This is a genomic window from Streptomyces sp. NPDC029122 (assembly GCF_055569445.1).
Window position 1 is genome coordinate 16,729 of sequence record NZ_JBVHWK010000040.1, and the last position, 23,667, is coordinate 40,395.

The following is a 23,667-nucleotide window of genomic DNA, read 5'->3' on the forward strand; positions in this document are numbered from 1 at the left end:
GGTCATGCCGCCGCCTTCCGTCCGGTGCCGGCCGGGATCCCGGCCACCACCGCGAGCAGCGCCGTCTCGTCGACCACGCCCAGGCACCGGCCGTGGTCGACGACCCGGACCGGACCGCCGCTGCGGACGACGGCCTCGATGGCGTCGGCCACCGTGGTGGCGGGGGCCAGCGCGGGGCCCTGCCAGGCCGCGTCGCCGACCGCGGGGCGCATGGCGCTGCGTACGGTGAGCACCTGTTCGCGGGGGACGTCGCGGACGAAGTCCCGTACGTAGTCGTCGGCCGGCGAGCCGACGATCTCCTCGGGCGTGCCGAGCTGCACGATGCGGCCGTCCCGCATCAGCGCGATGCGGTCACCCAGGCGCAGTGCCTCGGCCAGGTCGTGGGTGATGAAGACCATGGTGCGGCCCTCCTCGTGGTGGAGCCGGGCGACCTCGTCCTGCATCTCGCGCCGGATGAGTGGATCGAGCGCGCTGAACGGCTCGTCGAACAGGAGCACTTCGGGGTCGGCTGCGAGGGCCCGGGCGAGCCCGACGCGCTGCTGCTGGCCGCCCGACAGCTGTCCGGGGCGTCGCTCCTCGAGTCCGGCGAGGCCGACCTTCTCGACCACCTCGGCGGCCTTCTCGCGGCGTTCGGCACGGCCTACGCCCTGGATCTCCAGGCCGTAGGCGACGTTGTCCAGGACACTGCGGTGCGGCAGCAGACCGAAGTGCTGGAAGACCATGGCGGCCCGGTGGCGGCGCAGTTCGCGCAGCCGGCCGGCGTCCATCGCGAGGACGTCCTCACCGTCGAGGGCGACGGACCCGGCCGTGGGCTCGATCAGCCGGGTGAGGCACCGTACGAGGGTGGACTTGCCCGAACCGGACAGGCCCATCACCACGAAGACCTCGCCCTTGCGGACGTCGAAGGAGACGTCGCGGACGGCCGCCGTGCAGCCGGTGCGCTCGCGCAGTTCCGCCGCCGGCAGCGCGGCGTCCCCGGAGCCGGGGACCTTCGCGGCCGCGCCCTTGGGGCCGAAGACCTTCCAGAGGCCCTCGACGGAGAAGACGGGGGCGTCGCCGGCGGAGCCGGCGGAAGCGTCGGGGCTGGTGTTCACCGGGCTCACCGGGTACCGCCTTCCACGGCCAGCAGCTCGGCGGCCTTCTCGCCCACCATCAGCACTGCGATCATCGGGTTCACCGCGGTCATCGTCGGGAAGACGGACGCGTCCGCGATGCGGATGCCGTCGAGGCCGCGCACCCTGAGGTCGGGTCCCACGACGGCGGCCGGGTCCTCGGGGTCGCCCATCCTGCACGTTCCCGCCGGGTGGTAGACGGTGTGGGCGACGGAGCGGGCGTAGGCGCTCAGCGCCTCGTCGTCGGTGATCCCGGGCCCGGGGCAGACCTCCCGCTTCAGCCAGCCGGCCAGCGGCTCGGTCGCCGCTATCTCCCGGGCGAGCTTGATGCCGTCCACCAGGGTGCGGCCGTCGTAGTCCTCCTCGTCCGTGAAGTAACGGAAGTCCAGGGCGGGTTTGACCTCCGGGTCCGCGCTGGTCAGGTAGAGGCGGCCGCGGCTGCGGGGCTTGGGGATGTTGGGGGTCATCGACACCCCGTGCGCGGGCCGTTCGTAGCCGAGGCGCTCCGGGTTGTCGGTGAAGGGCACCTGGTAGAAGTGGAACATCAGGTCGGGGCCCTCGGACCGGGGGTCGCGCCGCACGAACAGCCCGGCGTCGCTGTCCATCGCCGAGTTCTCCGGGATCGGGCCGTCGGTCTCCCATACGATCACCGACTCGGGGTGGTCGAGCAGGTTCTCGCCCACTCCGGGCAGGTCGTGCACCGCGGGGATGCCGAGGACCTCCAGGTCGGCGCGGGGGCCTATGCCGGAGTGCAGCAGCAGGCGCGGGGTGTCGACGGCGCCCGCGCAGACCACCACCTCCCGGCGCGCGGTGATCAGCGACCGTGTCCCGTCCTGCGACCGGACGTGCACCCCCCGCACCCGGGGACCGTCGAGTTCGAGACGGTACGCCCACGTCTCCAGGAGGATGCGGAGGTTGGGGCGGTCGTCCATCACGGGGTGGAGGTAGGCCACCGAGGCGGAGGAGCGCTTGTTGTCCTCCGGGTGGTAGGCGAGGTCGAAGAAGCCGGCTCCCTCGTGGAACGGCTTGCGGTTGAACCCCTCGACGAGCGGGACGCCGAGGGCCGCTCTCGCGGAGTCGACGAAGTCGCGGGCGATGGCGTTGCGGTCCTTCTCGGCCACCGGGACGATGTTGTTGAGGAGCTTGTCGAAGTACGGCTCCATGGCGGCGGCGTGCCAGCCCTCGGCCCCCTCCCTCGCCCACTCGTCCCAGTCCGACGGCAGCGGCTTGAAGGCGATGAGGGTGTTGTGCGAGGAGCAGCCGCCGAGGACGCGGGCGCGGCTGTGCCTGATGTGGGAGTTGCCGCGCGGCTGCTCGGTGGTGGGGTAGTCGTAGTCGAGCTCGCCGCCCAGCAGGCCCATCCAGCGGCGCAGGGTGAGCACGTCGGGCCGGTCGACGTCGCTGGGACCGCCCTCGATCACGGCGACGGTGGTGCCCGGGTCCTCGGTCAGGCGGGACGCGATGACGGAGCCGGCGGTGCCGCCGCCGATGACGACGTAGTCGTACGCGTACTCGTGCTCGTGGTCCCGGCCGGGCGCGGCAGCCGCGGCACCGGGGCGCGTGTTCCTGTCGATGGTGATGGGTTTCCTCCTCCTTCAGCCCGCGAACCAGCGCACGGGGCGCGGAGCGAGGTTCTGGTACACGTGCTTGGTCTCGCGGTATTCGGCCAGGCCCGCCGGGCCCAGCTCGCGACCCGTGCCGGACTTCCCGAAGCCGCCCCACTCCGCCTGCGGCAGGTAGGGGTGGAAGTCGTTGATCCAGACGGTGCCGTGCCGCATCCGGCCCGCGACCCGGCGGGCCCGGCCCTGGTCGGCGGTCCACACCGCGCCGGCGAGTCCGTACTCGGTGTCGTTGGCGAGCGCGACGGCCTCGTCCTCCGTGTGGAAGGTCTCGACCGTCAGCACCGGCCCGAAGACCTCCTCCCGCACCACGCGCATCCCGCGGTGGCAGCCGTCCAGGACGGTCGGCCGGTAGAAGTAGCCGGGCCCGTCCGGGCGGGAGCCGCCGGAGCGCACCACCGCGCCCTCGGCGAGGGCGGAGTCCACGTACTCCTGAGTGCGCGCGAGCTGCGCCGCGGAGACCAGGGGCCCGCATTCGACGCCCGGGTCGGTGCCGCGGCCGAGGCGGATCCGGTCGGCCCGGCGGGCGAGTTCGGAGACGAAGCGCTGGGCGATCCGGTCCTCGACGATGAGCCGGGAGCCGGCGGAACAGACCTGGCCGCTGTGCATGAAAGCGGCGTTGAGGGCCTGGTCGACAGCGGTGTCGAAGCCCTCCTCGGTGGCGCAGGCGTCGGCGAAGACCACGTTCGGGTTCTTGCCGCCGAGTTCGAGGGCGACCTTCTTCACGGAATCGGCCGCCGCGCGCATGACCTTCGTACCGCTGGCGAGGCCGCCCGTGAAGGAGACCAGGTCGACATCGGGGTGGGCGGAGAGGCGGGCGCCGACGGGGTCCCCGGCGCCGGTCACCAGATTGGCGACACCGGCCGGCAGGCCCGCCTCGGCGAGCAGGCGGATGAGCTCCACCGTGGACAGGGGAGTGATCTCGCTCGGCTTGAGGACGAAGGTGTTGCCCGCGGCGAGGGCCGGGGCGATCTTCCAGCTGGCCTGGAGCAGCGGATAGTTCCACGGGGTGATCAGGGCGCAGACACCGACCGGTTCGTGGACGACGACGCTGTGGACGTCGGGGGAGCCGGCGTCGACCACGCGCCCGGCGCTCTCGGCGGCGACCAGGTCCGCGAAGTACCGGAAGGCGTCGCTGACGCAGTCCACGTCCACCCGCCCCTCCTCCAGGGTCTTGCCCGCGTCCCGGCTCTCCAGCAGCGCGATGCGCTCGCGGTCGCGCTGGAGCAGCTCGGCGGTGCGCCGCAGCAGGGCGGCGCGCTCCGCGACCGGCGTCCCGGACCACTCGCCACCGTCGAAAGCGGCCCGGGCGGCGCTGACCGCGGCGTCGGCGTCCGCGGTGCCGCCCTCGGCGGCGAGCGCCAGGACGCTCCCGTCCGCCGGGTCCAGGACCTCACGGGTGGCTCCCGAGAGGGCGGACCGCCAGGTCCCGGCGATGTGGATGGTTCTCGGCTCCGACACGACGCGCTGTACCTCCGCTTCCGGCACCACGGCTCGCCCGCGGTGCATGCTGCTTCGGCGCCCTTGCCCTGCCGCATGCCACACATGCCCCTTCCGTAACGGGAAGTGACGGGAGTCACGCCGCGTAACGTGCTCCGTGACGTGTTCCTTGACGTGTCGTGTGACGTGGGCCACCGCATCCGCGCGGGACGGCGGCACCGGCTGGTCGTGGGCGGGGCCGCCTCGTAGGGTCGGGACATGATCAGCGAGTTCAGTGACCCCTTCCTCCTCGAAGCCGAACGGCACGCCGCCTGGGGCGCGGCCCAGCTCGAAGTCCTGACGGGGTTCCTGCCCGACGGGCCGTGGACCGCCGACCTGCCGTCCTGCCTCTACCGGCAGGGCGGACGGGACCTGCGCGTGGCCGTGCTGGGCACCTACGACATGGACGAGCGGTCCTGGATGTGGGGTTGGTCCAACCCCGGCCTGCGGGGGAGCGAGGTGGTCGCCCTCACCGCGGATATCGAGCGGTACGGCAGGGAGCACGGCATACCCGAACTGACCGCGGAGGTCGTGGACCTGTCCGGCTTCGAAGACCCCCGGCGCGCGGCGGAGATGCTCGCCTTCACCGGAATGGGAGTGACCGGGGCACCCGGCTACATGGGGCTTCCGGCGGGACCGGGTACCCAGGTCTACTTCCTGCCCGACGACCCGCAGGTCCCGCGCGCCGGCCTGGAGCCGGCCGGCCTGCCGCGGACGCTGCTCACCGGCGCCGGCCTCATCGGCCGCTCGGCACCCCACGTGGTCGGCGGCTACTTCGACCACCACGGCGTGCCGCACCGTACGGAGGGCGACCGGATCCTCGCCGACCTGCCGGGCGGCGGCGCGGTCGGGGTCCGCTTCGACCCGCTCGGCCGGATCGCGGGCGTGGAGGTCAAGGTCCTCCCCTGAACGCCGGGCGGCCCGGTGGCCGACAGGCGCGGACCCGGTCACCGGCCGGGACCGACCGCCGACCGTCAGGCATGCCCGCCGCCGGGACGGGTACGACCCCTCACGGACGGACGGGCCGCGAAGGGCGGCCGGGTGAGAGGGTGTCGGAAGTGATTCGAAAGTTGCAGGCGATCGCGCTGGACTGCGCCGATCCGGTCCGGCTCGCGGAGTTCTACGCGGGTCTGCTCGGCGGCCGCGTGGTCCCGGACCCGGACGACCCCGACTGGGTCGAGGTGCACGGCTTCGAGGGAACGCCGCTGGCCTGCCAGCGGGTGGACGGCTACCAGCCGCCCGAATGGCCCGGCCAGCGGCACCCGCAGCAGATCCACCTGGACTTCGACGTCGACGACCTCGACGGGGAGGAGAAGCGGGCGCTGGCCCTCGGCGCGACCGTGCTGGAGCGGACGGACCAACTCCGGGCGGAGGCCAACTGGCGGGTCTACGCGGACCCGGCCGGCCATCCGTTCTGCCTCTGTCTCCACTGACCGCCGGCGACCGCGGGACGTTCTGACCCGTCAGCGCGCGAGGGTGGCGCCCCGTCCCGGGGCGCCACCCTCGTCCGTCCCACCGCCCTCGGCACGCCGCCGAGGCCGATGGTCCGGCCGACGGCGTCGGGTCCGGGGCCCGGCCCGCTCGGTTCAGGCCGGTTCGGGTCGGCTCAGCTCGGCCCGGGCCTGCTGGGCGGAGGCCTCCAGCCTGTTCCAGTACCCCTCGTACCAGGCTTCGTCGCCGCCCCCCATGTTGCTGTTGGCCTCGCGCATGCCGACGTTGCCGTCGATCAGCTCGCGGACGATGTCGGCGTGGCCGGCGTGCCGGTGCGTCTCGGCCGTCACGTGCAGCATGATCCGCTGAAGGGTGACTTCGCCCGCCTCCCCCCACCACGCGACGTGGCCCGTCGCGTCGAGCGGCAGCTCCTCGATCGTCGCGTCCGCGTGCGCCCAGGCACGGCGGTAGAGGCCGAGGATGTCCTCGCGCGACTCGTCGGACGTCGCCCACATGTCGGCGTTGGGCTCGGCGTCCTCCTCGTCCCAGGGGAGGTATTCGCCGTGCGGGCGGGCGAAGGTCGGACCGAAGTACCCGAACTCGACGCCGGCGAGGTGCTTGACGAGACCGAGGAGATTGGTGCCGGTCCGTGTCAGAGGACGGCGGACGTCGTACTCGGAGAGTCCGTCCAGCTTCCAGACGACGGCTTCGCGGGCCGACCTGAGGTAGCGGTGCAGGTCGTCCTTGGGGTCATTGGGCTTCATGGGACCGAGTCTCGCACCGCCCGCCGACCGGGCCGCAAGCCGTTTACCTCGTCAGCGGGCAGGTCCCCAGTGACGTTTCTGTGGTGAACGCGATGGGCCATCGGGGTGAGCAAAGCCTTGGTATGCGTAGAACCGGGAGATGGTCAGGAAATGATCAGCTTTGGGTAAAGCGGTGTCATCTCGGGGGCACCACCCAGCCCATTGCCTACCACCTCAAGGAGCTGACGATGAGTTACGGGAACAAGCTGCGCGCCCGGATCGCCGAACCGGGCACCACCCCCCTGATCGGCGTCTACGACATGTACTCCGCCTCGGTCACCGCCGACCACTACGACGGCATGTTCGTCTCCGGCTTCGGTTTCGCCGCCTCCCACTACGGCCTGCCCGACATCGGGTTCATCGCCTGGCCCGACATGATGGCCTTCGTCCAGCGGCTGCGCGGTGCCTTCCCCCAGCACCACCTGCTCGTCGACATCGACGACGGCTACACCGACGTCGAGGTCGCCTGCCACGTGGTGGAAGGGCTGGAACGCATCGGTGCCTCCGGAGTGATCCTGGAGGACCAGAAGCGCCCGCGCAGGTGCGGGCACGCGGACGGCAAGCAGGTCCTGCCGCTCACCGAGTACCTGGAGAAACTGCGAGCCGTTCTCGAGACCCGGAAGGACATGGTCGTCGTCGCCCGCACGGACGCCACCGAGGAGAGCGACATCCTCCACCGCGCCGAGGCCCTGGCCGCCACGGACGCCGACGTCGTCCTGGTCGACGGGGTACGCAGCGTCGAGTGGATCCGCAGGATCCGCGAGGTGGTCGGCTCCAAGCCGCTGCTGTTCAACCAGATCGCGGGCGGCAAGTCCCCCAGGCTCTCCCTCAGCGAACTGACCGACCTCGGCATCGACGTGGCCATCTACAGCACCCCCTGCCTCTTCGCCGCGCACCAGGCGATGGACGCCGCGCTGACGGAACTGCGGCTCGCCGACGGGCGACTGCCCGCCGCGGGAGAATCCGCCGCGATCGGCGTCCCCGAATCCACGAGGCTCCTGGCCAAGAACATCAGCCGGCACCAGCCGGTACCGGCCGCACGCGAGAGCGCCCACGCGTGAACGGCGCACGCGTACGGGCCGCCGCCTACCTGGCCGTGACCATGGCCTGGGGCAGCACCACACCCGCCGCCGCGGGCGGGAGCCTGATCACCGTCATCGACAACTCCCACGCCGACTCCGTCGTCGAGGTCGACCGGGCCGCCAACATCCAGAGCGGGAGCGGCAGCGCCGGAAGCGACCAGGAGGGCAGTGCCGTCGACGTCATCGGCGCCCTCCTTCCCCGGCCGCGCTCCGGCGAGCACAACGCCTGAGGGCCGTCCGCAGCGGGCCGTCCGGCAAGGCCCGCTGCGGACGCACCCGGCGCCACGAGACCCGGCGCCCCGGAGCGGACCGGTACGGCTGGACGAGCCCGCCGGTCAGCGCGAGGCCGGGCGCATCACGGCGCGGTAGGCGGAAGGGGTGATGCCGTAGTGCGCGGTGAAGGCCTTGCGCAGGGCTTCCGGGGTGCCCAGGCCGCAGCGCGCGGCCACGGAAGCGACGGGCAGGGTCGTCGAGGCGAGGAGCTGCGCGGCGGTCTCGACACGGACCATGCGTACGTAGCGGCCCGGGGACCGGCCGAGGTGCTGGGTGAACAGCCGCCCGAGGTGCCGCGCCGTCATGCCCGCGCGCGCCGCGAGGGCTTCCGTACCGAGATCCCCGGCCGGATGGGCGGCGATGTGCTCGACCAGCGCCCGGACCGTGTCGTCGCGCGGTGCCGGCGCCGCGGTGAAGAGGCTCATCTGTGCCTGGTTGCCCGGCCGTTGCAAGTAGACGACCAGATGGCGGGCCACCTGCCGGGCCAGCTCGGCGCCGTGGTCCTCCTCGATGAAGGCCAGGGTCAGGTCCAGCGCGCTGGTGATGCCGGCCGCCGTGTACACGTTCCCGTCCCGGATCCACAGCGGCGCCGGGTCGACCGAGACCTCCGGGTGCCGGGCGGCCAGGTGGGGCGCGAACCGCCAGTGCGTGGTGGCCCGCCTGCCCGCCAGGATCCCGGCGGCCGCCAGGATGCCCGCGCCCGTGCACACCGACGCCACCCGGCGGCATTCCCGGGCCAGCCTCCTGACGTGGCCCACGAGCCGGGGATCGGCAGCGGCTCGCTCGACCCCCCTGCCACCGGAGACGATCAGCGTGTCGAGCGGCCCCTTCGTACGCTCCAGCGCCGCGTCGCTGCCGAGCGCGAGACCGGTACCGCACCGGACGGGGCCACCGCCCGGTGCGACCACCCGTACCGCGTAGGGCGTCCCCGGAGCACCGAGTTCGTTGGCCATCGCCAGGCCGGTCGTCACACACGCGATGTCGAGCAGCTCAGCCGCCTCGTACGCGACCACGACGACCGCACGCTCCCCCATGGGCGCGACCTTATGCCAGACGGACGCGCACCCCAACAGAACGGACCCCGACGGCTCCCACGCGCCCCCTGATCCGGTGCCGGCCCGGAGAGTGGGTCCCATGACGCTCAGTTCACTCGTACACCGATGGCCCACCGTGCTGGCGCTCGCCCTGGTGGTGGTCACCTTCGTGGACGGTCTTCCGCCGACCGGCTTCCTGGCGGCGCTCCTGGTGGTCATGCCCCTGTGCTACCTGGCGTTCGGCGCGGCCCGTCACGAGCTCCGCAGCCGCCGGACACTGGGCGTCCAGCTGGCCGGCCTGGCGGGCTTCGGCGCCCTGGCCCTCGTGGTCCTGGCCGTTGCCGACCGGTACGCCCTGTGGGTCCTGGCCGCCGGCTGGTTCGCGCACGCGGCCTGGGACCTCGCCCACCACCGCTCGGGGGCCGTGGTACCGCGAGCCTGGTCGGAGTGGTGCGGTGTCGTCGACGCGGCGGGCGCGACGGCGATCGTGGTGCTGGCACTGGCAGCCCCCTGACGGCCGGCCGCCCTCACCACCGGCGGTCGGCCGTACCGGCAGACCTACACTGAGCCGCGGGGACGGCGGGGGAGCACGGTGGTGGGCGCGGGCGAGGGCACGAGCGGTTCGACGGACGGCGCATCGGCCCTGATGGCCGCCGTGCGGTCCGCGGACGCCACCCTCGTCGAGCGCCTTCTCCGGGAGGACGGCCAACCCGGTGCGGGGGACGCCGCGTTCGGCCTGGCGGTCCGGACGCGCGCCGGCGCCATCGCCCTCCTGCTGCTCCGGTACGGTGCGGATCCCGGCCGGTGCGGTCCGGACGAGCTGCTGCCGCTGCGCGAGGCCGTCGATTCCGGCTCACCGGCGCTGGTCGAGGCGCTCCTGAACCCGAGGGTCCTCGGCCGGTACAGCCGCTCGGAGCTCCTGGAGATGCGCGATCGCGCGCGCCACTGGCAGGAGGCGGGCGCCGAGAGCGAGCTGCGGCGCCGTACGGGCTCCCGCGACGCCGTCGCCCGTACCCGGATCCAGGACGACGAGTACTACGGCGTCGACGAGCTCACCCTCGGCCGGATGACCGTACGCGACGGGCACGGGGCGATACTGACGGACCTGGAGGAGCTGCTCGGCGTCCGCACGCCGTTCGAGGAGCTGATGCGGCGCGCGTCGGTCCACGGCCGGGACCACAGCGCGTGGGGCAGGGCCACCATCCTGCTGGCCCACCGGCGCGACGGGGAGACCTGGACGTCGGCCGAGGCCCTGCGCACGCATCCGGACCCCGCCCACCGGTTGTTCGGCGCCGAGGTGCTCCGGCTGACACACCTCTTCGACGACAGCGGCGAGGACGCGTTCGCGGGCCCCGCTCTGGACGTCCTCACCGACTGGTCGGCCCGGGAGACGGACCTGGACGTCCTCACCGAGGTGCTCAAGGCGCTCGGGGAGCACAGCGATCCGCGGGCCGACGCGGTCCTCCTCGCCCACGCCGGCCATCGCGACGCCGGCGTACGGCGCGAGGTGGCGAACGGGTTCGGCACAGGGACCGAGCCGCCCGGCTTCTCCGACGAAGTCCGTGAGGCACTGCTGGTGCTGATGACGGACCCGGACGCGCAGGTACGCCGGGGCGCGTCCCTCACGGCCGGCCGGGGCAGGGGCCGCGATCCCGTCCTGGCCGATGCCATGGCCGCTCTGCTGGACGACGCGGACCGCCGGGTCCGGGTCGCCGCTGTGTACGGCCTGGCCCTGCACGAGGACGAACGGTGCGTGGCAGCGGCCCGCCGCCTGGGCCCGCCGCGGCCCGGTCCCGGCGTTCTCGACGAGGAGCACTGCCTCGACGCGGCCCGGCGCTACGAGTGGCGCCGCGACGGCCGATGACGTTCCCGCGGTGTGCGGCGCGGGAACGTCCCGGCTGTCGCCGACGGCCATGGCACGGGCCGGGCCCTGGGGTTCAGGACGGTTCCGCGCCGCCCCGGTCGGATTCACTGCGCAGGACGCAGAACTCGTTGCCTTCGGGATCCGCGAGAACGGCCCACCCCGAGCCGTCGGGGTTGCGGCGGTCGTCGACCAGGGTCGCACCCAGACCCAGCAGCCGTCCGACCTCCTCCTCCCGCGAGGTCTCCGGACGCAGGCACAGGTGGAGCCTGTTCTTGGCGCTCTTCGGCTCGGGCACCTGATTGAAGTACAGCACCGGTCCCGCCGGCAGCATCACCTGCGTCTCCCTGTCTCCCGGCTTGTCCTCGGGATGCAACGGGTGGCCGGTCACCCCGCTCCAGAACCGGGCCAGCTCATAGGCATCCGCACAGTCGATCGCCACGTTCTGCAACACCGAAACCATGACGATGATCATGCCTGAGCGGGCTCCCGCCGGCCACCGGCGTGCCCCGCGGCATCAGCTCCGGAACAGCTGGAACCGCTCCTCGCCCACGCGGGCGCGCGCCCGCGCGTTGGTCACGCCGAGCCCGGGCCGGGGCGCGATGCCGAGCACACCGACCTTGCCGAGGTGCTCGTTCACCTGCACGCTGCGCGCCGCCTCCCCGGCGTCGTCCAGGGCGTAGGTGGCGGACAGGGCCGGCAGGACCTTGCCCATCCCGATGAGCCGGTTGGTCTCCCACTGCTCGTCCAGGTTGGCGCCGTGACTGCCGATGATGTTCTTCAGCTTCATCCACAGGTAGCGGTTGTCGTACTCGTGGTCGTAGCCGGTGCTGGACCCGCAGGTGACCACGGTGCCGCCGCGGCGCGCCAGGAAGACGGAGGCGGCGAAGGTCGCCTTGCCGACGTGCTCGAAGACGATGTGCGGATCCTCGCCGACCGCGTCGCGGATCGCCTTGCCCAGCTTCTTCCATCCCTCCGGCCGCTGGAGCATCGAGCGGTCGCCCTGCTCGATCGCGGAGCGGTCGATGACCGCCTCGCAGCCGAGCTTGCGCAGGACCTCCGCCTTCTCCGCGGAGCTGACGACACCGACGGGGATGCCGCCGCCGTTGCGCACCAACTGCACGGCGTACGCGCCCAGTCCACCGGTCGCGCCCCAGATCAGGACCACGTCGCCCTGCTTCATGCGGGCACCGCGGTCGCTGACGAGCATCCGGTACGCCGTGCCCGCGCACAGCGGGTTGGAGGCGGCCTCCTCCCAGGTGAGCAGCGCGGGCTTGGGGAGCAGCTGGCTGGCCCGTACGACGGTGTACTCCGCCATGCCCCCGAAGTTGGTCTCGAACCCCCAGGCGCGCTGGTCCTCGCCGAGCATGCCGTCGCGGTGGGTGGCCGGGGACCTGGCACAGGTCTCGCCGTACCTGACCGAGCACATCCGGCGCTTCGGTGATTACTCCACCCGCGAGCTCGGCGACGAGCCCGACGCGTACGACCCGCGCCTGGACGTCGGCTTCACCCCTCTGCGCGGCTTCGAGCCAGCGACCGAGGGTTTCTCGCAGGTCGCGTGAGCCCATGTCCCGAGTCGGTGGCCGTCACATCACCGCTCCACCTGGTCGGGCGTGATCTTCACGTCTCCGTGGGCTCCTGATCGTTGTGTTCTTGCTCCTGCGCCCAGGCGATCGCCCATTCGTCGAGCGGACGAAGGGCATCACGGAGTGCTGTCCCCAGCCGAGTGAGCTCGTAGCCATCGGCCGAGGGCGCGATGATCCCGCTCGATGCGAGTTCGCGGAGCCGCTGGTAGAGGACGCTGGATGACAGCCCTTCGCACCGTGCCAGCAGCGCGCGGGCGCCGAGCGGACCCGCACGCAGTTCCCAGAGGATTCGCAGCGCCCACCGACGGCCGAACAGGTCCATCGCGGCCATGAGGGGACGGCCGGTAGTCGATCCACGAACCGGTGTTCCTGGGCGGGGTGTCGGCATGACCCTCCTTGTGTTTCGTTATTCGAAACACTAGCATCCACCCAGCGTTTCTGATTTCGAAACAAACTCGGCGGGAGAGCCGATGTCGCAGACAGCCATGCTGGAACCGCCGTGCACCGACCAGGCCGGCGCACTGCTCGCGCGCATGACACCGCGGTGCTGGGCGGCATCGGCGCCATGGCGATCATGACGCCGACAAGCCTCGCTCTCGCCCGCAGACGCTCGTCCGAGACCAACCCGTAAGTCGGACGCACTCATCCCAACACTGGAGGTTCCATGCCCAAGGGCTACTGGGTCAGCGTCTACCGCACCATTTCAGACCCTGAGAAGTTGGCTGCTTACAACGAGCTGGCTCGCCTGGCCGTCGAGCCCTGGGGCGGCCGGACCATCGTCCGTGGCGGTCGGGTCGTGGCGCATGACGCCGGAATCGCCGAGCGCACCGTCCTGGTCGAGTTCGACAGCTTCGAGCAGGCCGTCGCGGCGCGCGAGAGTGCGGCCTACCAGGAGGCGCTGGTCGCCCTCTCCGACGGCGTCGAGCGCGACTTCCGCATCGTCGAAGGCATCGACTGACCGATGTCCTGGCCGGATGTCACGGTAGTTGACGCGTGCGTGCGGCGCGACGGCCGGGGCGGTAGCCCCACGTCCGTCACCGACGACGACCCGGCGGCGACGGACGCGGACCGGCGTGCGGTCGCTGCTGCGGCCGGCACCTCGCACGCGGCGTTCCTCGTCCCGGGGCGGACGTCGGACGGTGGCTGGCCGGTTCGGTTCTTCACGGCCATCGCCGAACTGTCCGGCTGCGGCCACGGCACCGTTGCCACGCAGGCCGTCCGGTTGACCCGCACCGCGCTGTGCGAGCTGAACGACCGCCAGCACACCGGCGGGCGCACGTTCGACACCGCCGCGATCCGCCGCCCCGCCGGCATCGAGGTGTGGTTCGACCAGGGCCGGGTCGCGCTGCGTCACCCGGCACCGGACGAGCGCGCCGCGATCGTCGCCGCGCTCGCGCTCACCGCGGACGACCTGCATCCGACCGACGCGCCACGCATCGCCGCGCCCGGCGCACCACGCATGCTGGTACCGGTCCACGACCGGTCGGCGCTGCTCCGAGTCCGCCCATACCTCGGCAGGCTGACAGCGGCGTGCCGGCGGCACGGGCTCCTCGGCTGCTTCGTGTACGTACCGCCGGGGCGTCCCGACCATCCTGGCGCAGCGCAAGGCCCGCCGCGAGTACGAGAGCCGCGTGCACACCCTCGTGGCTGACCAGCGGCGCTGAGCAGCCAGCGGGCCAACACCGGCCGCCCCGCTCACGCCGGAACTGGTGTCCACCCTCACCGAACCCTTCCGGCGCGGAACGGAACGCGTACGCACGGACGAGCACGCCGGCGTCGGCCTCGGCGCCCGGCTCCCGGGCACGCCGTAACCGGCCGAGGGGGGCGTCGCGAGGCCGTTAAGGGACTGTTGGCGGCTGCTGAGGGGCGGTGCCGCCAACAGGGCCGTGCGGTCGGCCGCGAGGAGCGTCAGGGCGCGACCGGCTCCGGTGCCGGTTCGAGGGCCGAGATCTCGGCGAGGGACAGGCTCATTCCCTCGTGCAGGAAGCGGACGATCGTCCAGTGCGGCAGGATCCCCTCGTCCATGGGGCCGAACTCCGCGCAGTACAGCGGGATCCAGCGCAGTGCTTCCTCCACGGCCTGCTCGCGCCCGGGCTCGGCCTGGTACTCCTCGTACCCGATGCTGCGGTGGTGGATGAAGAAGCCCCCCGGAAGCCGTTCCTCGCAGAGCGTGCGGTACTCGCGGGTCTGGAGGATGAGGTAGTGCCAGATCTCGTCGATGTCCTGCTCGACCGGGAGGAACAGTCCGCCGAGCCGGTCCGGGTGGGCGGAGACGAGGTACAGGTAGCGCAGGCATTCCAGCACCTGCCGTTCGGCGTACGGCCGCGCGACGCCGGTGCGGCGTTCGGCGTAGCGCACCGCCTCCTCGTGCAGCGGCTCGCCGAGCAGCGCGCGCAGGGTTTCGGGCGTCACACGGGGGCTCATGCGGTTTCTCCTCGGGGGTCCGCGTCCGGCAGGTCCGGGTCGGCGGCGGGCGCCAGCCAGGCGTACTTGCCGGACGCGCCGATCGGCAGGTGGGTGGTGTGCCCCGTGGTGCAGGGGCGTCCGGTGAGGGCGGTGAGTTCGGCGGCGAGCGCGGCGGCCGGTCCGGCGGCCAGCGGGTGCCCGTCGAAGGTGGTGTAGCGCAGCCGGGCCGGGGAGCCGGGGCTGCCACCGTCCGCTTCGAGGCTGTAGAGGAAGATCTCCGGTGCGGTGGCGGCCACGCGGTCGTCCAGGTCGGCCTGGGCGACGGGGCCGTGGGGGGTCTCCAGCAGTTCCTTCTCGCGTCCGCAGAAGGCGACCACCTTCTCGGGGTCGGTACTGCCGTCCGAGGTGCGGACGCAGTCGCCGGAGCGGTAGCGCACCAGCGGCATGTACGGGTTGCGGATGCTGGTGACGATCAGGCTCTGGATCCCGCTGCCGGGGGCCACCGGGACGAGCTCGATGCCCATCCGGTCCAGATAGGGGTGGTAGCGGCCGTGCCGGTCGCTGTAGTAGAGGTAGCCCAGCTCGGTGCTGCCGAAGAGGTCGATCACCGGTATGCCGAACCGCTGCGTGAGGTACCGGCGGACATTGGCCGGGGTGTATTCGTACGCGGTGACGATGCTGGCCGGCTGCGGGAATGCCTCCGGGTTCCACAGGCCGAACGCCGAGGCGCGGTGCACCAGGTGGGCGAGGTGGTATCCGGAGCAGTCCAGGTGGTAGGCGCCGTCCGGATGCGCGGAACAGACCTCGCGTATCTCGGCCAGTATTCGCTCGACATCGGCCCGGTCCCACTGCGCGGGGTCCAGACGGGTGTTGAGGTACAGGGTGCGCTCGTCGAGCCTGCGGTCCTCCAGGGTCGGCAGGGCGGCCGGCTCGGTGCCGTTGCGGCGGGCGTTGACGCGCGCCACGTGCTCGGTGGCGAGCACGGTGGTCAGCGAGACCCGCTGGCAGCCGCTCTCCCAGGTCTTCGCCAGGTCCGGGTGCTCGCTCCACAGCCGGTAGTAGGAACGCAGCAGGAAGTACGGGGGCCGGATGAGCTGCATCCGGGCGTGGTGGGTGCCGGTCGACCAGACGTACTCGGCCTCACCGGCCTCGAGGGCGGCGGCCAGGCGCGGGGTCATCCAGTTGTCCGGGAAGCCCCGGGCGATCTCCGGCTTCTCCAGGATGGGGAAGGCGCCCTGGTCGAGAGCGGGGCGGTAGACCGGGATGTCCCGGACGCAGTCGATGACGTCGGAGACCGGGAGTCCCTCCGAGTGCGGGATGCCGGTCGGGTTGGTTGTGCCGTCCATGGCCACTTTCGGTTGTGGGGCGTGCGGGGCAGGTCCCCCAGGGTGTGCGGCCCGCCGGGCCGGGGCGGGCGGAGAGGGTGTCACCGCCCTCCACCCCGGCCCGACGGACCGTCACCTCTGGCTGACCGGCTTGGTCGGATGCGTTAGGAGATGCAGCCGCTCTTGCCGGTCACGCTGATGCAGCCGGCCTTGGGAGAGGCGCTGATGCACCCGTCCTTCGCGCCCTGCACGGAGTTGGCCTCGACCCAGCGGCGCCAGACGTCGTCCTGGGTCATCTTGCGGATGAGCTGCTCCATGGGAGTACCTCCAGAGATAGTGGAAAAAAGCGGCATCCAGTGTTTTGCGCCGCCGTACGAAATTAAAAAACACGGCAAGGAATGGTCAACGAAAAACCAAGAGTTGGCGTGTATCCGGCAGAAGGAGGCCGAAACAGATGGCTACTCCTGTGGCGGATGATGCGGCTGGGGTTCGTAGCGGGCGGCGGGGATGAGGCCCGCGGCCCACGACGTGCCCCCCGTCGCGAGGAACGGGGAGCGACTGGTCCTGTGCGCCGAGGGCCGGGCCGTACGGAACGGCACCGGCCCGGAAGTGACCGTTCGTCAGATTCGCGCCAGTTCCCCGATGGTGGCTCCGCGCTGCTGGGCCCAGTTCTCCAGAGTGGTGCGGCAGGCGTGGTCGAGGTGACGCAGCTCGGAGAGGTCGAGTTCCACGGGGTGGCCCGCCGGGAGAGCTTCGAGCGTTTCGAGCATGTGCGGCAGGCGCAGGAAGGTGGCGGAGCCGGTCAGGGTGACCAGGAACCGGCCGTCGGTCGTCTCGTGGACGTCGAGGCGGACGTGAGAGGTCTCCCAGGCGCTCTTGACCACCGCGAGGGCGATGCCGAGGAGGACGCCTTCGAACATGCTGGTGGTGATGATGGCGATGGCGGTGACGGCCAGGACGAGGACTTCGCCCCGGTGCGAGCGCCACAGGGGCAGCAGGTCCTTGACGGGGATGAGCTTGCATCCCGCGTGGACGAGGACCCCGGCGAGCGCGGCCAGCGGGATGATGCCGATCGCGGCCGGAAGGAGGGCGGCGAAGAGCACCAGCCACAGCCCGTGCAGGACGCGGGAGAGCTTCGTCTTGGCTCCGGCCTGGACGTTGGCGGCGCTGCGGACGATGACGGCGGTCAGGGGCAGGGCGCCGAGTATGCCGCAGATGGCGTTGCCCACGCCCTGCGCCATCAGTTCCTTGTCGAAGTCGGTCCGCGGGCCGTCGTGCATGCGGTCGACGGCGGCGGCGCTGAAGAGGCTCTCGGCCGACGCGATCAGGGTGAAGGCGATGACCGTGCCGATGGCGGCGAGGCTGCCCAGTGCGGCGAAGTCGGACATCCCCGGCGGCTGGATGGCGGAGAGCAGTCCTTGTACCTCGACGCGGGGGACCGACCAGCCGGCCGCAGCGGTGACGGCCGTGGCCAAGGCGACCGCGACCAGCGGCGCGGGAACCGTCCGTGCCTTGGCCGGGAGCTTCGGCCACAGGACGAGGACGGCGATGGTGCCCGCCCCGATGGCGAACGCGGTCAGGGCGTGGCTGGAGGTGACGATCTCGGCGACCAGGCGCGGCAGACCCAGGATCTTGTCGAGTCCGGAGCGGGGCTGCTTGACGTCGGCCATGGTGTAGAGCTGCCCGAAGATCAGGACCAGCCCGATTCCGGCGAGCATTCCCTGGACGACCGAGACCGTGATGGCACGGAAGAATCGGCCGAACCGCAGTGCGCCCAGCGCGAGTTGGGCCAGACCGGCGATCAGGACGATGGCGCCCAGGGTGGCGAGGCCGAACTCCTGGACGGCCTCGAAGACCAGTACGGTCAGGCCGGCGGCCGGGCCGCTGACCTGAAGGGAACTGCCGGGCAGGAGGCCGACGACCAGGCCGCCGACGATGCCGGTGATCAGGCCGAGTTCTGCGGGTACTCCGGAGGCGACGGCTACTCCCACGCACAAGGGGAGGGCCACCAGGAAGACGACGAGGGACGCTAAGGCGTCACGCCGCAGATGGGCGGGCTTTTTGAGGGTGAGGGTCATCAGCGGGATTCCTTGCGAGGCCGTGGCGGAAGGGGAGGGTTGCTGGGTGGCCCGTGGGGCGGGCGGATGGGGGTCACAGCGGCCGGAAGGAGTCGTCGTCCGGCCCGTACTCCTTGACGGCTCCGGTGTGGACCTCGTAGTACCAGGCGTGCACCGCCAAGGTTCCGGCCTCGATCCGTTCCGCGATGCACGGGTGGGTGTACAGCCGTTCCAGCTGTGCGACCGCGTGACGCTGAACGGCCTCGGCGAGGTCGGGGGAGAGGGGCATCACCGTCTCGGGCTGGACGGCGGAGTGCTGCAACCACCCTCGCACGGCGGGCAGTTCGGAGAGATCGCCCCCACTCACCAGGGCGTTGACCGCCCCGCAGTGGGAGTGCCCGCACACGATGATGTCGCGGACACCCAGCACCCGTACCGCGTACTCGATGGTGGCCGTCTCGGCGGCGGGGCGGTGACTGCTGTACTCGGGCACGATGTTGCCCGCCGTGCGGAGCTCGAACAGCTCACCCGGACGGGCGCCGGTGATCAGGGAGGGGATCACGCGGGAGTCGGAGCAGGTGATGAACAAGACCTCGGGGCTCTGCCCGGCCTCGAGGGCGTTGAACTCCTCGGCGCGCTCCGCCACATGCGTCGAGAAGGATCGTGCGTTGTCAACCAGGGACTTCATGGTGGCCTTTCTCCTGCGCCCATTACCACGAGGGTCTGCGGGCGCGGTGTGTTCAGGTCATCAGTCGATGGGTATGCGGACGCGCCCGAAGGGGCGCGCCGCCGGCTTGTGCGTCATCGTCGACGCGATGAGGTGTTCGAGACGGGAAGAAGCTCTCGCCTACCGTGCGGAAGGGCTTTCCGCCGCCTGAAGGCAGGAGCGGGAACGTCTGCGCTCGGGGAGCGGCCATGCCGACCCGTGGCCGGAATCGTATGGACTCCGCCGCTGCTGCATCAGTACCTCTCCTCCCTCGGTAAGACAGTCATGGCCTGTAGCACACCAGCCCATGATTAGGAGCGTCAGCTAGTCTGCTTGACTGCCGCACGAACACCTCTTTGCCTGAAGATTACCTCACCGTCGAGGGTCAAGTCATGGCCAAAATATGGCCAAGTGACGGTCCCTGTGCGGAAAATGGCGCATTTCCCACGGTGGCGCACTCGGGCGTACTCCTGGTGGAGGACGAGTGGAGAGTGCGCCCCCCAGAAGAGGGGCGAACGGCGGGAACAGGAATACGAGGGCTGGCCATCGGGCCGTGGGGTACGGTCACTTCCCGTGACGCCTGGAGTGCACCCGGATGACGCTCCCGTGCACTACGTCTTCGCCGGCCCCCACGCTCGACGACCGTACTCGCCCCGTCACGGCGCAGGGCCGCGCCGGGCGCGGGGAGATGGAGAACCCGATGGACACCACCACCGCCCCTTCCTCCGCCCACCCCATCGACGCGGTCGTCGTCGGGGCGGGCCTCTCCGGCCTCTTCCAGCTGCACCGGCTGCGTCAACTCGGCCTGACAGCCGTGGTCTTCGAAGCGGGCGACGACATCGGCGGAACCTGGTACTGGAACCAGTACCCCGGCGCCCGCTGCGACGTCGAAAGCATGTCGTACTCCTACTCCTTCTCCCCGGAACTGGACCAGGAGTGGGAGTGGAGCGAGCGCTACGCGTCCCAGCCGGAGATCCTGCGCTACATCCACCACGTCGCCGACCGCTTCGACCTGCGCGGACACATCAGCCTGCGCACCCGCGTCACGCGCGCCGCGTACGACGAGGACCGTCACGTCTGGCAGGTCTCCACGGACACCGGACGCACCGTCTCCGCCCGTTTCCTCGTACTGGCCTCGGGCTGCATGTCCGTCCCCAACGACCCGGGGATCCCCGGAGCGGATACCTTCGCGGGTGCCATCCACCACACGGCCCGCTGGCCGCACGAGGAAGTGTCCTTCGCCGGCAAGAGGGTCGCCGTCATAGGAACCGGATGCTCCGGTGTCCAGGCCATCCCGGTCATCGCCGAGGAAGCGGCCGCCCTCACCGTCTTCCAGCGCACCCCGGCCTACGTACTGCCGGCCCACAACCGCCCGCTGCACAGCGCGGAAGTCACCGAACTCAAGGCCCGGTACCCGGAGTTCCGCCAGGCCCAGCGACTGTCCCGGGGCGGGACCGTCTTCGAGCCGCCGACCGGGTCGGCCCTGGAGGCCGACGAGGCGGAGCGCACCGCCGCCTACGAGGCCGCCTGGAGCTCGGGCCTGCTCAGCGGGCTGCTCCGCACGTACACCGACATCCTGACCGACGAGAAGGCCAACGAGACCGTGGCCGAGTTCGTCCGGTCCAAGATCCGGTCGATCGTCACCGACCCGGCGACGGCCGAACTGCTCTCCCCGCGCTTCCCGTTCGCAACCAAACGCCCCTGCCTGGGCACCGGCTACTACGCCACCTACAACCAGCCGCACGTGAGGCTGGTGGACCTGCGCACCGACCCGATCGAAACGATCACGCCGCAGGGCATCCTGACCTCGGACGGGGAACACGCCTTCGACGTCATCGTCTTCGCGACCGGCTTCGACGCCTTGACCGGCTCTCAACTCGCCATCGACATCGTGGGCAAGTCCGGGGTGACGCTCCGGGAGAAGTGGGCGGCCGGCCCGCGGAACCATCTGGGGCTGATGTCGGCCGGCTTCCCCAACCTCTTCACCGTCCTCGGCCCCCTCAGCCCGTCCGTGCTCTCCAACATCGCGGTGTCCCTGGAGCAGCAGGTGGAGTGGATCACCGACTGCATCGCCCATCTGCGGAAGCACGGCCTCACGGAGATCGACGCCACTCCGGAGGCCGAAGCGGCCTGGGGCACGCACGTGGCGGAGATCGCCGCCAGGACGCTCTACCCGGCCGTGGCCTCCTGGTACACGGGAGCGAACATACCGGGCAAGCCGCGGGTGTTCCTGGCGTACGCGGGCGGGCTGGACCGGTACCGGGCGGAATGCGACGCCGCCGCCCGGAACGGATACACCGGCTTCGTCCTCTCCACCACCGAGTCCTCGGCCGGACCCGTCCCGGTCCACGGCGGGCCGGGTCCCGCATCGCCCACCGGGTGACGCCGCGGCGACGGTGCGCTCCGGGCGACGCCGGCCGGCCCGGCCCGGAGCCGCACCGCCCCCCCCGTGACCGGCGGCGGTACCCGGCCGCGAACGGCGTGTGAATAGGGTGACCCCATGTCTGTCACACTCAGCTCCGCAAGAGCCGCCGCCGCCCTCCGCACGACGGCCCGGGTCTCCGCCGAGTCGCTGGTGGTCCTGGTCATGGTGGCGGTGACCCTGTGGGTCCTGGGCCGCATGTGGTCGGTGGTCTGGCCGCTCATAGTCGCTCTCTTCCTCACCACCCTCACCTGGCCCCTGGCCGCGTTCCTCCGCCGGCGCGGGTGGCCTCCGGCTCTGGCCGCCTCCGTGGTGACCGTGCTGTTCCTCCTGGTGGCCGCCGGCATCGGGGCGCTGATCGCCGTACCCGTGGCGTCCCAGTCCGGCGAACTGGTCGAAGGCGTCTCCGAGGGCATCCGACAGCTGCGCGAGTGGGCGGCCGGACCGCCGCTGAACATCGGCAACGACCAGATCACCGGCGCCGTCGACGCCGCGGTGGCCCGCCTCCAGAACAGCGTCGGCAGTGCGGTCTCCACCGTCGTCACGGGAGTGAGCACCGTCTTCAACGGCCTGGTCACGGCCATCCTGGCGGTCTTCCTGATGTTCTTCTTCCTCAAGGACGGCCCCCGCTTCCTGCCGTGGCTCACCCGCCAGCTCCCCGGCCGGCTGGCCACCGACATTCCGGTGGTGGCCGAGCGCGGCTGGCTGACCCTGGGTTCGTTCGTCCGCTCCCAGGCCTTCGTCGGTCTCCTCGACGCCGTGTTCATCGGCCTGGGCCTGTGGATCGTGGGCGTACCGCTGGTACTGCCACTGGCGGTACTGACCTTCGTCTCCGCGTTCGTGCCGATCGTCGGAGCCCTCTTCGCCGGTCTGGTGGCGGTGCTCATCGCGCTGGTGTCGAACGGCCTGACGGACGCGCTGATCGTGCTGGCGATCATCGTCGTGGTGCAGCAGCTCGAGGGCAACGTGTTCCAGCCCATGATCCAGAGCCGCGGTCTCGGTCTCCACGCGGCGGTGGTCCTGCTGGCGGTCACGCTCGGCGGCAATCTCGCCGGCGTCGTCGGCGCCCTGCTGGCCGTACCGGCGGCCGCGCTCCTGGCCGTCGTCTGGAACTACCTGCGCGACCAGCTCGGCGAACCACCGCACGAGCCGGAGGCCGACGAGGCGCTTCCCACGGCCCCGGTCCCGTCGTAGCGCCGCGGGTCCACGGGCACCGCTCCCGGGGCGGTGCCACGTGACGTCCACTCGATTCCCATGCGAGGAGTTCTCCCTTTCGCCGTGACAGCGTCGGGGCTCCGGGCTCCACCGGGGACGAAAGGACAAGAGGAATGACCAAGTCAAGGCGCAGGTTCGGCATCGGCGCCGTGGTGGCCGCGATCGTGGCCGCGATGATCACCTTCACGGGACTGCAGGGCGCCACCGCGCAGGACCAGGGACGCCGCGGCTGGGACCACTTCGGGTTCGGGGTGCCGTGGGAGGAGTCCTACGGGTATTCGCAGGGCATCAGAGCCGGGGACACGATCTACATCTCGGGGCAGGTGTCCCACGACGCGGCCGGGAATTTCGTGGGCGCCGGCGACTTCGAGAAGCAGGTGCGCACGTCGTTCGACAACCTGGACAAGGTGCTCGCGCACTACAAGGTCCCGCGCAGCCAGATCATCAGCATGAAGATCTTCACGAAGGACCTCCGCCAGAACTTCGACACGGCCGCCCGGCTGCACAAGGAGTACGTCGGCAACCACCGCACGACCGACACCATCGTGGGTGTCAGCGACATGTCGGTCCCCGAGCAGCTCGTGGAGATCGAAGCCATCGTCAAGGTCACACCGCGCTCCTGACCGAGTAGGCATTGCGGCGGTCACCGCGCGAGGGCCCCTCCGCCGAACGGCGAAGGGGCCCTCGCGCGTGAGCAATCCAGCGCGATCGGCGATCGCTGCGCCAGAGCCTGGGCCCTCACCCCTGCTTTCCCCCGCATCAGGGCTCGAAGGTTGCGATGGAGTGAGCGACGAGAATCACCAGAATCGTCAGTCCGACCACAAACCCGATGGCCGCAGATCTTTCAGAGCGCTCTCTGTGGGCCCGATCCTCTGCCAGATCCTGCCTGTGCCGTATACGTTCATGGACCTCCGTCGCGCCGGGGTCCTCGGCCATTTCATCCATGCCGCGCCGCACAAGGCGCGCAAGGTCTCGATCCGTGACTTTCTTCGACGGGTCGATACCGGAATCATCTTCCATAACCCACCCCGCAGTTATCGACGAGTTACGAGAAATCGTCGTATGAAGAACATTTCTCTGGACTTTGAGATCGGCTTGACGAAATGGAGCGAATTCGGGGCCCCTGCCCGTGTCGGTCACCCCACCCCCCGGGGCCGGCGGGGACAGTAGTTCCCCCCGGCCGCCACAACACGACGGGCCCCCTCCCCCAAGGGAGCCCCCCTGGCCCCGAACGACGCTGCCCCCCACCCGCGTCG

General features: G+C 71.2%; 25 protein-coding genes and 1 pseudogene. 12 read left to right on the forward strand and 14 right to left on the reverse strand.

All coding sequences use genetic code 11. The annotated features are described in order from the left end of the window. Positions 1 to 2: 2 nt before the first annotated feature. Genes ACZ4WZ_RS31650 through ACZ4WZ_RS31660 form a run of 3 tightly spaced genes read right to left on the reverse strand, consistent with a single transcriptional unit; the run spans position 3 to position 4,192 of the window. On the reverse strand, positions 3 to 1,103 hold the full coding sequence (locus ACZ4WZ_RS31650) for a quaternary amine ABC transporter ATP-binding protein (protein WP_467896229.1): 1,101 nt from the start codon (positions 1,101 to 1,103) through the stop codon (positions 3 to 5). After that, positions 1,100 to 2,686, reverse strand: a complete 1,587-nt coding sequence (locus ACZ4WZ_RS31655) for a GMC family oxidoreductase (RefSeq protein ID WP_467896305.1) — start codon at positions 2,684 to 2,686, stop codon at positions 1,100 to 1,102. The genes ACZ4WZ_RS31650 and ACZ4WZ_RS31655 overlap by 4 nt, the downstream gene beginning before the upstream one ends. A 21-nt stretch (positions 2,687 to 2,707) precedes the next feature. After that, positions 2,708 to 4,192, reverse strand: a complete 1,485-nt coding sequence (locus ACZ4WZ_RS31660; RefSeq protein ID WP_467896231.1) for an aldehyde dehydrogenase family protein — start codon at positions 4,190 to 4,192, stop codon at positions 2,708 to 2,710. Positions 4,193 to 4,429: 237 nt separating this feature from the next. On the opposite strand from ACZ4WZ_RS31660, the gene ACZ4WZ_RS31665 reads away from it, so the two are divergent. Together ACZ4WZ_RS31665 and ACZ4WZ_RS31670 are read left to right on the forward strand one after the other, a co-directional pair. Continuing rightward, positions 4,430 to 5,119 carry a DUF6882 domain-containing protein gene (locus ACZ4WZ_RS31665; RefSeq protein WP_467896232.1) on the forward strand — a complete coding sequence of 230 codons (690 nt, stop codon included), beginning with the start codon at positions 4,430 to 4,432 and terminating at the stop codon, positions 5,117 to 5,119. Positions 5,120 to 5,268: 149 nt separating this feature from the next. Beyond that, positions 5,269 to 5,643 carry a VOC family protein gene (locus ACZ4WZ_RS31670; protein ID WP_467896234.1) on the forward strand — a complete coding sequence of 125 codons (375 nt, stop codon included), beginning with the start codon at positions 5,269 to 5,271 and terminating at the stop codon, positions 5,641 to 5,643. Between the two features lie 153 nt (positions 5,644 to 5,796). On the opposite strand, the gene ACZ4WZ_RS31675 is transcribed toward ACZ4WZ_RS31670, so the two are convergent. Continuing rightward, on the reverse strand, positions 5,797 to 6,405 hold the full coding sequence (locus ACZ4WZ_RS31675; protein ID WP_467896236.1) for a DinB family protein: 609 nt from the start codon (positions 6,403 to 6,405) through the stop codon (positions 5,797 to 5,799). 227 nt (positions 6,406 to 6,632) lie between these two features. Here ACZ4WZ_RS31675 and ACZ4WZ_RS31680 point away from each other — a divergent pair, with 227 nt between their 5' ends. Beyond that, on the forward strand, positions 6,633 to 7,505 hold the full coding sequence (locus ACZ4WZ_RS31680; protein ID WP_467896238.1) for an isocitrate lyase/PEP mutase family protein: 873 nt from the start codon (positions 6,633 to 6,635) through the stop codon (positions 7,503 to 7,505). Next, positions 7,502 to 7,756, forward strand: a complete 255-nt coding sequence (locus ACZ4WZ_RS31685) for a hypothetical protein (RefSeq protein ID WP_467896240.1) — start codon at positions 7,502 to 7,504, stop codon at positions 7,754 to 7,756. Before ACZ4WZ_RS31680 ends, ACZ4WZ_RS31685 begins: the two co-directional genes overlap by 4 nt. Positions 7,757 to 7,861: 105 nt before the next feature. Here the strand turns inward: ACZ4WZ_RS31685 and ACZ4WZ_RS31690 are convergent, their stop codons facing one another. Beyond that, positions 7,862 to 8,833, reverse strand: a complete 972-nt coding sequence (locus tag ACZ4WZ_RS31690; protein ID WP_467896242.1) for a GlxA family transcriptional regulator — start codon at positions 8,831 to 8,833, stop codon at positions 7,862 to 7,864. A gap of 100 nt (positions 8,834 to 8,933) precedes the next feature. Between ACZ4WZ_RS31690 and ACZ4WZ_RS31695 the strand changes: the two genes are divergently transcribed. Beyond that, a complete protein-coding gene (locus ACZ4WZ_RS31695) occupies positions 8,934 to 9,347 on the forward strand; it encodes a hypothetical protein (RefSeq protein ID WP_467896245.1) in 414 nt (137 codons plus the stop codon). An 81-nt stretch (positions 9,348 to 9,428) separates the two neighbouring features. Next, positions 9,429 to 10,697, forward strand: a complete 1,269-nt coding sequence (locus ACZ4WZ_RS31700; RefSeq protein ID WP_467896247.1) for a hypothetical protein — start codon at positions 9,429 to 9,431, stop codon at positions 10,695 to 10,697. A gap of 73 nt (positions 10,698 to 10,770) precedes the next feature. Here the strand turns inward: ACZ4WZ_RS31700 and ACZ4WZ_RS31705 are convergent, their stop codons facing one another. After that, positions 10,771 to 11,157 carry a VOC family protein gene (locus ACZ4WZ_RS31705; protein WP_467896307.1) on the reverse strand — a complete coding sequence of 129 codons (387 nt, stop codon included), beginning with the start codon at positions 11,155 to 11,157 and terminating at the stop codon, positions 10,771 to 10,773. A gap of 54 nt (positions 11,158 to 11,211) precedes the next feature. Then, positions 11,212 to 12,078: pseudogene (ccrA, locus tag ACZ4WZ_RS31710) on the reverse strand (crotonyl-CoA carboxylase/reductase); the annotation flags it as partial. Between ccrA and ACZ4WZ_RS31715 the strand changes: the two are divergent. Next, positions 12,011 to 12,256, forward strand: coding sequence for a hypothetical protein (locus ACZ4WZ_RS31715; RefSeq protein ID WP_467896313.1), 246 nt, complete (start codon positions 12,011 to 12,013; stop codon positions 12,254 to 12,256). The pseudogene ccrA and the gene ACZ4WZ_RS31715 overlap by 68 nt on opposite strands. A gap of 58 nt (positions 12,257 to 12,314) precedes the next feature. Here ACZ4WZ_RS31715 and ACZ4WZ_RS31720 read toward each other — a convergent pair whose 3' ends face one another. After that, the gene (locus ACZ4WZ_RS31720) at positions 12,315 to 12,611 is read right to left on the reverse strand and encodes a winged helix-turn-helix transcriptional regulator (RefSeq protein ID WP_201878052.1); all 297 of its coding nucleotides are present in this window, start codon (positions 12,609 to 12,611) and stop codon (positions 12,315 to 12,317) included. Positions 12,612 to 12,944: 333 nt separating this feature from the next. Here ACZ4WZ_RS31720 and ACZ4WZ_RS31725 point away from each other — a divergent pair, with 333 nt between their 5' ends. Beyond that, complete coding sequence (locus tag ACZ4WZ_RS31725; RefSeq protein ID WP_467896250.1) at positions 12,945 to 13,238, forward strand: DUF1330 domain-containing protein; 294 nt, start codon at positions 12,945 to 12,947, stop codon at positions 13,236 to 13,238. Positions 13,239 to 13,277: 39 nt separating this feature from the next. Further along, a complete protein-coding gene (locus ACZ4WZ_RS31730) occupies positions 13,278 to 13,931 on the forward strand; it encodes a PhzF family phenazine biosynthesis protein (RefSeq protein ID WP_467896252.1) in 654 nt (217 codons plus the stop codon). A 257-nt stretch (positions 13,932 to 14,188) separates the two neighbouring features. On the opposite strand, the gene ACZ4WZ_RS31735 is transcribed toward ACZ4WZ_RS31730, so the two are convergent. The 5 genes from ACZ4WZ_RS31735 to ACZ4WZ_RS31755 form a co-directional block, all read right to left on the reverse strand. Then, the gene (locus ACZ4WZ_RS31735) at positions 14,189 to 14,704 is read right to left on the reverse strand and encodes a glycine-rich domain-containing protein (protein ID WP_467896254.1); all 516 of its coding nucleotides are present in this window, start codon (positions 14,702 to 14,704) and stop codon (positions 14,189 to 14,191) included. Next, positions 14,701 to 16,032, reverse strand: coding sequence for a hypothetical protein (locus ACZ4WZ_RS31740; protein ID WP_467896256.1), 1,332 nt, complete (start codon positions 16,030 to 16,032; stop codon positions 14,701 to 14,703). Before ACZ4WZ_RS31740 ends, ACZ4WZ_RS31735 begins: the two co-directional genes overlap by 4 nt. A gap of 143 nt (positions 16,033 to 16,175) precedes the next feature. Then, positions 16,176 to 16,328 (reverse strand): hypothetical protein, encoded by a 153-nt coding sequence (locus ACZ4WZ_RS31745; RefSeq protein ID WP_388941401.1) that lies wholly within the window; start codon positions 16,326 to 16,328, stop codon positions 16,176 to 16,178. A 303-nt stretch (positions 16,329 to 16,631) separates the two neighbouring features. After that, the gene (locus tag ACZ4WZ_RS31750) at positions 16,632 to 18,089 is read right to left on the reverse strand and encodes a SulP family inorganic anion transporter (protein ID WP_467896258.1); all 1,458 of its coding nucleotides are present in this window, start codon (positions 18,087 to 18,089) and stop codon (positions 16,632 to 16,634) included. Between the two features lie 73 nt (positions 18,090 to 18,162). Beyond that, on the reverse strand, positions 18,163 to 18,756 hold the full coding sequence (locus ACZ4WZ_RS31755) for a carbonic anhydrase (RefSeq protein ID WP_467896261.1): 594 nt from the start codon (positions 18,754 to 18,756) through the stop codon (positions 18,163 to 18,165). 718 nt (positions 18,757 to 19,474) lie between these two features. Here ACZ4WZ_RS31755 and ACZ4WZ_RS31760 point away from each other — a divergent pair. The 3 genes from ACZ4WZ_RS31760 (at position 19,475) to ACZ4WZ_RS31770 (ending at position 23,034) form a co-directional block, all read left to right on the forward strand. Further along, positions 19,475 to 21,157: a flavin-containing monooxygenase gene (locus ACZ4WZ_RS31760; protein WP_467896262.1), complete on the forward strand. Its 1,683-nt coding sequence runs from the start codon at positions 19,475 to 19,477 to the stop codon at positions 21,155 to 21,157. A 117-nt stretch (positions 21,158 to 21,274) separates the two neighbouring features. Beyond that, positions 21,275 to 22,390, forward strand: coding sequence for an AI-2E family transporter (locus ACZ4WZ_RS31765; RefSeq protein WP_467896263.1), 1,116 nt, complete (start codon positions 21,275 to 21,277; stop codon positions 22,388 to 22,390). 134 nt (positions 22,391 to 22,524) lie between these two features. Further along, on the forward strand, positions 22,525 to 23,034 hold the full coding sequence (locus tag ACZ4WZ_RS31770) for a RidA family protein (protein WP_467896265.1): 510 nt from the start codon (positions 22,525 to 22,527) through the stop codon (positions 23,032 to 23,034). Between the two features lie 136 nt (positions 23,035 to 23,170). On the opposite strand, the gene ACZ4WZ_RS31775 is transcribed toward ACZ4WZ_RS31770, so the two are convergent. Beyond that, a complete protein-coding gene (locus ACZ4WZ_RS31775) occupies positions 23,171 to 23,551 on the reverse strand; it encodes a hypothetical protein (RefSeq protein ID WP_467896266.1) in 381 nt (126 codons plus the stop codon). Positions 23,552 to 23,667 lie beyond the last annotated feature (116 nt).